This window comes from Dietzia timorensis, from assembly GCF_020742175.1.
GTDB lineage: Bacteria > Actinomycetota > Actinomycetes > Mycobacteriales > Mycobacteriaceae > Dietzia > Dietzia timorensis_A.
Genome location: NZ_DYXM01000124.1, coordinates 1 through 10,704, shown reverse-complemented (window position 1 = coordinate 10,704; position 10,704 = coordinate 1). Strand labels below are relative to the sequence as shown.

Here is a 10,704-nt window from a genome sequence, read left to right as displayed (position 1 = left end):
ACCACGACTCGCTGGTTCGGCTTCCTCGGCATGCAGAAGAAGGTCGCCCGGCAGATTCCGGAGATCCTCACGGTATCGGAGTCCTCGGCGCGCGACATCGTCACCGACTTCGAGATTTCCCCCGAGTCCATCGCGACCGTCCCGCTCGGCGTCGACACCGACCGCTTCCACCCGGGGCGCGAACGCGAGGCGGGCCGCATCGTCACCGTCGCCAGTGCCGACGAGCCGCTCAAAGGCGTTCCGGTGCTCCTCCGCGCGCTCGCAACCGTGCGCAAGACCCACCCCGAGGCTCGTCTCACCCTCGTGTCGAAGCTCAAGAAAGACGGCGCCGCTGCGGCACTCATCAGTTCCCTCGGACTCGGCGACTCGATCGAGGTCGTCTCGGGGGTCGACGACGACGAGCTCGCCCGCCTCGTGGGCACCGCCGAAGTCGCGGTCGTGCCCAGCATGTACGAAGGCTTCTCGCTCCCCGCGGTCGAGGCGATGTCCTCTGGCTGTGCCCTTATCGCCTCCGAGGCGGGCGCCCTTCCCGAGGTCGTCGGGACGGACGGATCCGCAGGCATCCTCGTCACACCGGGGGATGACGACGAGCTGGCGAAGAACATCGTGGCGCTGTTGGAGAACCCGGCGGAGCGCGAACGATTGTCGGCGGGAGCGCGGGCGCGCGTGATGGAGCGCTACAGCTGGGCCGCCGTCGCGCGGCGCACCGCGCAGGTCTATGAGTCCGCGATCGCGCGGGTAAAGGGACTTCCCGCTCCGGAGTTCGAGGACGGGCCTGTCACAGGCCCGACGGACGTCGACGTCGAGGAAAACGTTTCTACCGAAGTAGAGGGCGTGGACGAGGCCGGGAATACCGGCAGGTCCGACGTCACCACTGAAGAAGCCACAACCACCAACAAGCAGCAGGAGGACGCGCCGTGCTAACGGTGAACTTCAAGAAGCTCGGCGTCACGCCGGGGATGCGCGCCATCGATATCGGCGCCGGGCTCGGGCGGCACACGTTCGAGCTGTACAGCCTCGGGGCGAACGTCACCGCGTTCGACCAGAACGAGGCGGAAATGGCCGAGGTGCAGAACATGATCGAGGCGATCGGCCTCGAGGGTGGGCTGCCCGAGGGGGCGCAGGCGGAAGCCGTCGTCGGCGACGCGCTCAATCTGCCGTACGAGGACGATACCTTCGACCTCGTGCTCGTCTCCGAGGTGCTCGAGCACGTGCTCGAGGACACCCGTGCGATCGAGGAGTTCGTCCGCGTGCTCAAGCCCGGTGGCGTTGCCGCGGTGACCGTGCCGCGCGAATGGCCCGAAACCGTGTGCTGGTGGCTCTCGGACGAGTACCACGAGAACATCGGCGGTCACGTGCGCATCTACACCGAGGCCGAGCTCGGCTACAAGCTCCGCGCCGCGGGCCTCGAGGTGACGGGCACGGGGCACGCGCACGCGCTGCACGCGCCGTACTGGTGGCTCAAGTGCGCCGTCGGCGTGAACAACGAGGACAATCCTCTGCCGAAGTGGTACCACAAGCTCCTCGTGTGGGACCTGATGAAGAAGCCGCTGGTGACCCGCTTCGCCGAGGCCGCGCTCAACCCCGTGATGGGCAAGTCGCAGGTCTTCTACCTGTCCAAGCCGGTCGATTGGAAGGCTCGCCGCGACGCCCGCGCGCCGAAGCCCGCATAAGGAACACATGACTGACCCCGCGACTTTCGACCCCGCGAGCAGGCCGCTCCCGGAGGTGCCCGGCGTGCTCACGCGCGAACAGGTGCGCGCCACCGGTGAGTGGATCGCCTCCGTGCAACGACCAAATGGGCAGATCCCGTGGTTCACGGGCGGGCACACCGACCCGTGGGATCACGTCGAATCGGCTATGGGGTTGTCCGTCGGCGGGCAGTGGGAGGCCGCGGAGCGCGCCTACTACTTCCTCCGCGACACCCAGCGCGGCGACGGTTCGTGGCCGATGCGCTGGCAGGACGACGCCATCGAGGACGCCGGGATCGACGCGAATTACACCGCGTACGTCGCTGTGGGGGTGTGGCACCACTTCAAGGTGACCGGGCACCAGGGGTTCCTGCGCGAAATGTGGCAGTGCGTGCGCCGCGCGCTGGACCTCGTGCTGCGGTTCCGCGGGCCCGAGGGACAGATCTGGTACTCGCGCGGCGAAGACGGCGAGCTGCGCCGGGAGGCGCTCGTGACCGGCTCCTCGAGCATGCACCACGCACTGCGGTGCGGCACGCTCATCGCGGAGGAGCTCGGCGAATCGGTGCCCGACTGGGAGATCACCGCCGACCAGCTCGGCGATGTGATCCGCACCCGCCCGGAGCTGTTCAGTCCGAAGGATCGCTACTCGATGGACTGGTACTACCCGGTCCTCGGCGGCGTGGTCGTCGGGCAGGATGCGTCCGACCGGATCGACGGCCGCTGGGACGATTTCGTCGTCGAGGGCCTGGGTATCCGGTGCGTCGACGACAACCCGTGGGTGACCGGCGCGGAGACCTGCGAACTCGTGCTCTCGCTCGAGGCCGTCGGCCGGCACGCCGAGGCGCTCGAGCAGTTCACCAACATGCAGCACCTGCGCGACGAGGACGGCTCGTACTGGACCGGCCTGGTGTTCTCCGACGGCAAGCGATGGCCCGTCGAGCTGTCGACGTGGACGGCGGCCGCGGTGCTCCTCGCCGCGGACGCGCTCGCGCGAGCCACCCCGGGGAACGATGTGTTCCGCTACGTCTCCAACGACACCGCCGCCAAGCTCGGCCGCTGAGAGCCCCGCACCCTCGCATTCTCTACGAAAGAAGAGCCGCCCCCAGTCTCAGGGGACGCGGCTCTTCCGCCGTCATAGGTGGGTGTTTGTCTTATGACGCCGCAGGTTCTGCGCTATCGGCGCCCCGACCATTGCGGTGGTGGGCGAACACGATGAGCAGCAGGCCGGCCGCGGCCCACGCCGTGAGCGTCAGCCACGGTGCGAGCGTTGATGCCTCGGGGAAGTAGGAGACATCGCGCAGAAGTGTGCCCGTCGCCCCCGGGACGAAGAGCTGGCCGATCTCGCCGAACGGGCCCGGGAGAAACTCCTTGGGAGCCTGCGCGCCGGCGAGCGGGTTGCCGATGAACATGGTGAGAATCGCGCCCACGCCGATACCGGGAGGCCCGAGCAAGCTGTGCAAACCGACGATGACCGAGGCAGTGGCGGCGAGACTCAGGGCGATCGTCGGCCACACCAGGTAGACGGGGCCCGGGGTGAGGTTGAACCACAGGTCGAGGATCCCGAACAGCGCCGCGGAGCCGACGACGGAATAGGTGAGGACGCCGACAAGCCGGCGCCACGTGCCCTTGAGGGCGAGCGAGGTGATGACGCCGCCCAGGATGCCGCCGATGGTGAGGGGGAGCGCCGCGAGGGCGAAGCCCGTGCCATTCGGGTCATCCTCGGAGAGCGAGACGATATCGGTGACCTCGGCCCCCGCGGCGGCGGCCTGTAGGGCGGCAATGCGCTGGTCCGCGGGAGCGCCGGCGGGGAGCTGCGCGGCCTGTGCGGCGACCATCCCGTCCGCTGTGGAGGAGAGCATCGTGGCGACCTGGGTATTGGCGGCCTTCGCGGTGAGCACCTCCATCTTCCCGCCGGGGGCGGAGGGGAGAACGAAGGCGCCGTAGACGTCGCGCGCCTCGATTGCGTCGACCGCCTCGTCACGGGTGCCGACGCGGTTGAACTCGAACGGCAGGTCCTGGCCCTGCGCCTCGGCAGCGTGGCCGGCCTGCGAGGTGAACTGCTCGAAGACCTGCTCGGAAGCGACGACGTCGACTGGAAGGTCCTTCGGCTTCGAAGTCATGGAGGGCCAGAGGAAAGCGAGGACGACGAGCGACACGATGACCGCGCCGATGACGCCCATGGCCACTGCTTTCGGCCAGGGAGTGTGGGGTTCTGGGCTGGTCATGAAGGCTCCTGTTGTGGAAGGCAATTCGCGCTAAAAAGAATGAACGTTCTAGAACGTACTCCGACGGCGGGGGACGGTCAAGAAGAATGGTCATTCTGTATTGTGTGACTCATGCCGAGAATTTCCGATGCCCGCCGTAAGGCCCAGCGCGAGAAGATCGTCCACGCGTTGCTGGCTTCGGTGACGGAGAAGGGTATTGCAGACACCTCGATGGCCGACGTGATCGAGCGCTCGGGCCTGTCCGCCGGGGCGATCTACGGGTACTTCGCGTCGAAGGACGAGATTCTCATCGCCGGTGCTCGGGTCGTGGTGCAGGACCGGGCCGCCGATTTCGCCGAGCTCGCCGAGCGCGAGCCCGTCCCGCCGCCATCGCAGGCCGTGAGTCAGATTGCGAGCGCCCTGCCGAATCTCACTCGCAACGCCCGCGCGATGATGCAGATCTGGGGCCAGGCGATGACCCATGATGTGCTCAGCACGTGGACTCAGCGGATTGTCGAGAATATTCTCGACGCCATCGCGATCTACCTCCGGGCGTGGTTTGCGCAGGCCGATCATGCCGATCCGGATGATGCGGCCAGGCGCAGCGCACCCGCGTTCCTCGCCTTCGTGCAGGGCTACATCGTCCAGACGGCTCTGAGGGGCGAGGTCGATATGGACGCCTATGTCGAGGGGATCGACACGCTCGTCGGGGGCTGGGATTGAGGCCTATTCCATTTCGAAAGCGTTTCGGGTCGGCGGGCGCGCGGCGTCGGTTAGAGTGTGCGTTACACACCTAGACAACTGTCTACCTCTGCAGGTGGGCGAACGAAATCAAAGCGGAGGCATCTCGCGTGGACTTTGGCATCACCCTCTTCACCTCCGACCGCGGGCCGCGGCCCGAGCGTCTGGCCGCGCACGCAGAGGGGTTGGGGTTCCGCTCGTTCTACGTCCCCGAGCACACCCACATCCCGGTCGACCGCGAGGCGCTGCACCCCACGGGCGGCAAGGAGCTGCCGGATGATCGGTACAGGCGCACGCTCGATCCGTGGGCCACGCTGGGGGCAGTCTCCGCCGTCACCACCGATATCCGGCTGGGTACGGCGGTGGCACTTCCGGTGGAGAGCGACCCGATCGGGCTGGCCAAAACGATCGCCACGGTCGACCATCTCTCCGGCGGACGGGTGACGCTCGGTGTCGGCTTCGGGTGGAACCTCGACGAGCTTCGCGACCACGGCGTGCCGCTGGGGCGCAGGCGGACGATGTTGCGTGAATATCTCGAGGCGATGCGACAGCTGTGGGCCGAGGACGAGGCCGAGTTCCACGGTGAGTTCGTTGACTTTCCGCCGTCGTGGGCATGGCCGAAGCCGGTGCAGACGGGCGGGCCGAAGGTCGTCGTCGGCGCCGCGGGAAATGAGAAGAACTTCAAGTGGATCTGCCGCGCCGCAGATGGATGGATGACGACGCCGATCGAAACCGATGCCGTCGCCGGGATCGGCGAGCTGCGCAGGATGTGGGATGCCGCCGGCCGCTCGGGAAGGCCGTACACGGTGATCCTCGACGGCAAACCCGACCCCGCGAACCATGAGAAATGGCGCCTGGCCGAGGTCGACGAGGTCGTGTACGGAACCCCGGATGCCGAAGAGGACGACGTGCTGTCCTATCTCGACCGGCTCGCCGCGAAACTCGGATTAACGTAAGTTGATAACCGCAGCGCCACTAGGGGTTTGACGGTGGGATGGCATGTCAACTATCCGAGGACGTACGCTAGGCGCATGCCGTCGACCACCGGTGAAATTCGAGATTCACAGCGAGCGCGATTGGCTCAAGCGCTCATCAACTCGGTTCGTGACGAAGGGGTCCCCTCTGCAACGGTAGAGGAATTGGCGTCACGGGTCGGCATCATCCCCGAAGAAATCAGCCACCTGTACACGACCGAAGACGAACTTCTGCTCCTCGCCACGGAGGAGATGCTTCGCGATCGCACCGCCATGTGGCGCGAGCTGGGCGCAGCGAAGCCCGTCCCGCCGCCGGATGCGGCGCTCGAGACGTTTCTTTCCGGCATTTCGGAGCCGAAGGCCACGGCAGACGCAATGCTGCAGATCTGGGGAGAATCCATCGTCGCACCGCGTCTACGGGATTCAACCAGCACCAGCATGGAGCGGCTCCATCAGGCGATCGGCGAATACCTCGTCGCCTGGTTCGGTCAGTCGGACAACGAGGACCCGGAGGGTGTCGCGTGGGCGTGCGCCCCCGTGGTCCTGTCGCTCGCCCAGGGGTTCATCGTGCAGATTTCTACACGCGGGCGGATGGATCCCGCGCAATACGTCGCCGGCGTCCGAGTTCTTCTGGCGGAGATGGGCAGCCATTAGGGACTGGGACACGCTTGACCGTCTCGTCGCCGCGATTCCGAGCGGATATTGGACGAGCTACGGCGCGCTCGCAGAGGTGTTGGGCACAGGGGCTCGCGTCGTGGGAACCCGCCTCTCGACCCATGGCGGGCCGGGCGCCTATCGCGTACTGCGCGCCGACGGCTCGGTATCCGCAGGATTCCATTGGTCCGATGGCCGCGAAACCCGCACGGTGCGTGAGATCCTCGAATCAGAGGGTGTCGAATTCACGGGATCCGGTCGCGCCCGTCCCGGGCATCGCCTGGGCGCCGCGGATCTCGAGGACCTGCTCGACATCGCAGCGGCGACGGAGAACGAGGAGGGGGAGTGACATGGCACGCATGGTGCGTGAACTCTCGGGGCCGGACGGGACGGGTCGCTTCGGCGCCGCAGCAACCGACCTCGGCTACCCGGCGCAGACGAACCACGGCTACACGATCACCATCTTCGGCGACAGCTTCGATGAACGCGTCGGCGGGCCCGGCTGGCGCTCGCCCATCGGCCTGCGCCAATCCAACCGCGATATCGAGCGCGGCATCGTCTGGGACAACGCGATCGGTGGGGCGTATGCGAAGCAGATGATCAACTACCGCCATTCCGGCGGTCCGGACTCGGGCAGGCTGCCCGACGGGTTCACCAACATCCCATGCGACCTCATCCACCTGCCCGACGGGCGGTTCATGATGACGACTTTCGCGATCAAGGCATGGGGCCCGGTGACCGAGGGGCGAAGCTGGGAGACCTTTCACTCGCGGATGTGGACCTCCACCGACGAGCACGGCGAGAACTGGGTTCGCTCGTGGGACGTCGAACGCGACCACGGCAATTTCGACTTTCCCAACGCCGGAATCTGGCGGCACTTCCAGAACAACTCGATGGTTCTGTGGCCGGGCGAGGAACACGTGTACATCTACGGCACCGACTCAGGCCGTTGGCATGGGGGCGGGATCTACCTCGCGCGCGTGAGCTGGCGAACGATGTGGGAGCGCTCGACCTACGAGTTCTTCGGGCGCGATTCCTCGGGCACCTGGGGCTGGAGCGCGCGCGGACCCGCAAGTCCGATCATCGCGCCGACGATCCCCGACGGCGCCATTGGGGAACTCGGCACCCAGGTGATCGACGGGACCGTTGTGCTGTCGTATCTCGACGGTCCGCTCGGCGCGGTGACCCGTACGGCCCAGCGCCCCGAGGGGCCATGGACTCCGCCGCGCGTACAGGTCTCCTGGCGCGAGGAGCCGTTCCTCTACGCTCCGACCATCCACCCGTTTAGCTCGTTGGACCGGGCGCAGATGCTGCTGTCGGCGTGGCCGCACGACGAGAATGGGACCGACTTCTACGGGGTTCGACAATGGGAGGTCTCCCTGCGCGGCGTGCGCTGCGCAGACCTCGAAGCCACCCCGGCGCAGGAAGCGATCGCCGGCCTCGCCGATCCGCGCTCCGGTGAGCCTATGCACGGGGAGCTCTATCCCGTCCTCGACCGAATTCCGGTGGAAGAGCGCATCGCCGTCCTCGCAGATAGCAGCGATGACGGCGTGCAGCGCGATCACATAGAGCGCGTGTGTCGCGACGGGTATCCGCAGTGAAAAAGAATCGCCGACACTGATTCGCGGAACACACCTAGACACCTGTCTATACGGGTGTACAGTTAATGTATGACCTCGACGATCCCGGTGTTCAGCCCGTACGACTACTCGTTCCACGAGGACCCGTATCCGATGTACGCGGCCCTGCGAGAGAACGCGCCCGTCTACCACAATGCGGACCTCGGGTTCTGGGCAATCTCGCGGCACGCGGACGTGGGCGCCGCGTTTCGTGACAACGAAGCGTTCTCCGCGGCGATGGGCGTATCGCTGGACCCGACGGCCTATGGCCCACACGCCTACAAGACGATGTCGTTTCTCGCGATGGACGATCCGCGCCACAACCAGCTGCGCCGCTTGGTAAACAAGGGGTTCACCCCGAGACGGGTCACGGGTCTTGCCGAGCAGATCACCGAGCTCACCGAGCGGTATTGGGGCGAGTGCCTGGACAAGGCGCGGCGCGGGGAGGCGATCGATTTCGTCGACGATTTCGCCGGCAAGCTTCCAATGGACGTCATCAGCGAGCTCATGGGCGTCCCCGAGGCGGACAGGGCGCGGCTGCGCGCGCTGGCTGATCAGGTCATGCACCGCGAAGAGGACGTGTTCGACGTTCCCGAGGAAGCGGTAACGGCTGCGTTCGAGCTCATCGCCTACTACCAGGACCTCATCTCCGCCCGCAGGGCGGAGCCGCGAGACGATCTCACCTCGGCGCTTATCACCGCGGAGGTCGACGGCGACCGGCTCGCCGAGGACGAGGTCCTGTCGTTCCTGTTCCTCATGGTCATCGCCGGCAATGAAACGACAACGAAGCTGCTGTCCAACGCGATGTACTGGGCCGACCACTTCCCCGAGACCAAGGCCGCGGTGCTCGCCGATTCCGGCCGCGTTGAAGACTGGATCGAGGAAACCCTGCGTTTCGACACGTCCTCGCAAATGGTGCTCCGCACGACCAAGAACGAGGTCACGATCGGAGACACCACCATCCCGGCGGGGGAGAAGGTGCTCCTGCTCATCGGTTCGGCGAATCGCGATCCAGCGGTCTTCGACCGGCCCGATACCTACGACATCGACCGCGGAAATTGGGACGGATTGATGAGTTTCGGCGTCGGCACTCACTTCTGCCTCGGCGCGCACATGGCCCGGCTCGAGGCACAGATTTCCCTTCGACATATCGCCGAAACGGTTGCGGGCTTCTCTGTGTTGCCCGGCGCCGAGCGAGTCCACTCGACCAACGTGCGCGGGTTCGCCCACCTCCCGCTCGAGCTGACCTTGCCGGGGGAGAGCTGATGGCCAAGTGGCGCAAGCATCCGCTCCCGCTCGACTATCCGCGCCACCCCGAACGCCGACCGGCCCTCGTGCTGGGCGCGTCCTCGGGGATCGGCCGGGCGACGGCCGTCGCCTTGGCGGAGGCCGGGCACCCGGTGGCCGTGGGCGCGCGCCGTGTCGACCGGCTCGACGAGGTCGTCGTACATATTCGGGAAGCGGGCGGCGAGGCCGAGGCGTTCGCGGTGGACGTCACCGATGAGAATTCGATCGCCTCCGCCGTCATAGATGTAGAGGCGTCTCTCGGCGAGATCGAGGTGGTCGTCAACAGCGCCGGCTCGTTGCGAATGGGCCGTGTGTGGGAAATGACGCCGGACGAGTTTTCCGCGCAGGTCGACGTGCATCTCCTCGCCGCTCATCGGGTGGTGGCGGCGGTCGTGCCCGGCATGGTCTCGCGCGGGCGCGGGGACGTCGTGCTCATCGGCTCGGACACCTCGCGCACCGCCCGGCCGCGCAGCGGTGCATATCCGGCGGCCAAATCCGCCGTCGACACCATGGCGTTCCAGCTGCAAAGCGAACTCGAGGGCACCGGGGTGCGCGCGACGGTCGTTCGTCCCGGCCCTGTGGCCACCGAGATGGGCACCGACTTCGACGAGGACACGATCGTCGACGTCATCAACGACTGGGTGAAGTTCGGCCACGGCCGGCACGGGCGGATGTGTACCCCGGCGCAGCTCGCCCACGGGGTTGTGGCTGCGGTGTCCCTCTCGCGCGGGGCGTACGTGAGGGAGTTGGAAATCCAGCCCGAGGCGCCGATCGAACCCTAAGGGAGGGGAGGGCGCGCGGGGCCGGGGGTGTGCAGCGTCTCCGACGTCATACCCGCTGGCGGGCGGCCATCTCGGCGGTGACCGCCATGGCGATCGCACTGACGGCGAGCAGGGCGACCATGACGAAAAGCTGCATGATCGCCGCGTCCACGACCGGTGCGCCGCCGAGCACCATGCCCACGAACGCCCCGGGAATGGTGACAAGGCCGACCGATCGCGTCTGATCGAGCCCGGGCAGGAGCGCCGTGGCGCCGGCCTCGGTGCAGATTTCCGAGCGCGCGTCGCGCGGGAGAAAACCGAGAGACAGCGCCGCCTCTACCTCGCCGCGCCGGGCGGCGAGCTCCTCGAGCGCGCGGCGACCGGCCAGCGTCGTCGTGTTCATCGCGCCGCCGAACATGATTCCCGCAGTGGGGATGATCGCGAGCCCCGCCGCGGGGAGCACGCCGACGGCGACGAGAACGGCGACGATGACGACGGTCGGCGCCGCAACAGGCAGCCACAGCAACGCCACAAGGCGCCACCGCGGCCGGCGCCGCGCGACCCGCGAGGCCGAGGTCCACGCTGCCGCCGCCGACATCACGGCGACGAACGCGGCAGAGGCCCACACATTCTGTATGACCACCGCGATGACGGCGGCGAGCGCCGCGAGCTGGACGACCGCGCGAGCTATCGCCACCGCTGCGTCGACGGCGTGGCCGCTACGTGCGAAGTGATTGACCGCGACAGCGGCGAGCGCAAGGACAACGACGACA

12 protein-coding genes are annotated in these 10,704 nt (G+C 67.2%); 10 read left to right on the top strand and 2 right to left on the bottom strand.

Translation table 11 applies throughout. From position 1 onward, the window contains the following. The 3 genes from K8V11_RS06770 to K8V11_RS06760 form a co-directional block, all read left to right on the top strand. A partial coding sequence (locus K8V11_RS06770; protein ID WP_303911958.1) for a glycosyltransferase family 4 protein occupies window positions 1-924 on the top strand: 924 nt, incomplete at its 5' end. Continuing rightward, window positions 918-1,673, top strand: coding sequence for a class I SAM-dependent methyltransferase (locus tag K8V11_RS06765; protein ID WP_303911956.1), 756 nt, complete (start codon window positions 918-920; stop codon window positions 1,671-1,673). The genes K8V11_RS06770 and K8V11_RS06765, both read left to right, overlap by 7 nt. Window positions 1,674-1,680: 7 nt before the next feature. Beyond that, window positions 1,681-2,751, top strand: coding sequence for a prenyltransferase (locus K8V11_RS06760; protein ID WP_303911954.1), 1,071 nt, complete (start codon window positions 1,681-1,683; stop codon window positions 2,749-2,751). Between the two features lie 91 nt (window positions 2,752-2,842). Here K8V11_RS06760 and K8V11_RS06755 read toward each other — a convergent pair whose 3' ends face one another. Next, a complete protein-coding gene (locus K8V11_RS06755) occupies window positions 2,843-3,916 on the bottom strand; it encodes a hypothetical protein (RefSeq protein WP_303911952.1) in 1,074 nt (357 codons plus the stop codon). A gap of 111 nt (window positions 3,917-4,027) precedes the next feature. On the opposite strand from K8V11_RS06755, the gene K8V11_RS06750 reads away from it, so the two are divergent. The 7 genes from K8V11_RS06750 (at window position 4,028) to K8V11_RS06720 (ending at window position 9,952) form a co-directional block, all read left to right on the top strand. After that, window positions 4,028-4,618, top strand: a complete 591-nt coding sequence (locus tag K8V11_RS06750; protein ID WP_303911950.1) for a TetR/AcrR family transcriptional regulator — start codon at window positions 4,028-4,030, stop codon at window positions 4,616-4,618. Between the two features lie 128 nt (window positions 4,619-4,746). Beyond that, window positions 4,747-5,592, top strand: a complete 846-nt coding sequence (locus K8V11_RS06745; RefSeq protein ID WP_303911948.1) for an LLM class F420-dependent oxidoreductase — start codon at window positions 4,747-4,749, stop codon at window positions 5,590-5,592. Between the two features lie 183 nt (window positions 5,593-5,775). Continuing rightward, on the top strand, window positions 5,776-6,264 hold the full coding sequence (locus K8V11_RS06740) for a TetR family transcriptional regulator C-terminal domain-containing protein (protein WP_303911961.1): 489 nt from the start codon (window positions 5,776-5,778) through the stop codon (window positions 6,262-6,264). Next, the gene (locus K8V11_RS06735) at window positions 6,206-6,613 is read left to right on the top strand and encodes an MGMT family protein (RefSeq protein ID WP_303911959.1); all 408 of its coding nucleotides are present in this window, start codon (window positions 6,206-6,208) and stop codon (window positions 6,611-6,613) included. The genes K8V11_RS06740 and K8V11_RS06735 overlap by 59 nt, the downstream gene beginning before the upstream one ends. A gap of 1 nt (window position 6,614) precedes the next feature. Beyond that, window positions 6,615-7,865: a DUF4185 domain-containing protein gene (locus tag K8V11_RS06730; protein WP_303911946.1), complete on the top strand. Its 1,251-nt coding sequence runs from the start codon at window positions 6,615-6,617 to the stop codon at window positions 7,863-7,865. 69 nt (window positions 7,866-7,934) lie between these two features. Next, window positions 7,935-9,149 carry a cytochrome P450 gene (locus K8V11_RS06725; RefSeq protein ID WP_303911944.1) on the top strand — a complete coding sequence of 405 codons (1,215 nt, stop codon included), beginning with the start codon at window positions 7,935-7,937 and terminating at the stop codon, window positions 9,147-9,149. Next, window positions 9,149-9,952: an SDR family oxidoreductase gene (locus K8V11_RS06720; RefSeq protein WP_303911942.1), complete on the top strand. Its 804-nt coding sequence runs from the start codon at window positions 9,149-9,151 to the stop codon at window positions 9,950-9,952. Before K8V11_RS06725 ends, K8V11_RS06720 begins: the two co-directional genes overlap by 1 nt. 46 nt (window positions 9,953-9,998) lie before the next feature. Here K8V11_RS06720 and K8V11_RS06715 read toward each other — a convergent pair. Next, the coding region (locus K8V11_RS06715) for an ABC transporter permease (RefSeq protein ID WP_303911940.1) at window positions 9,999-10,704 on the bottom strand (706 nt) is incomplete at its 5' end.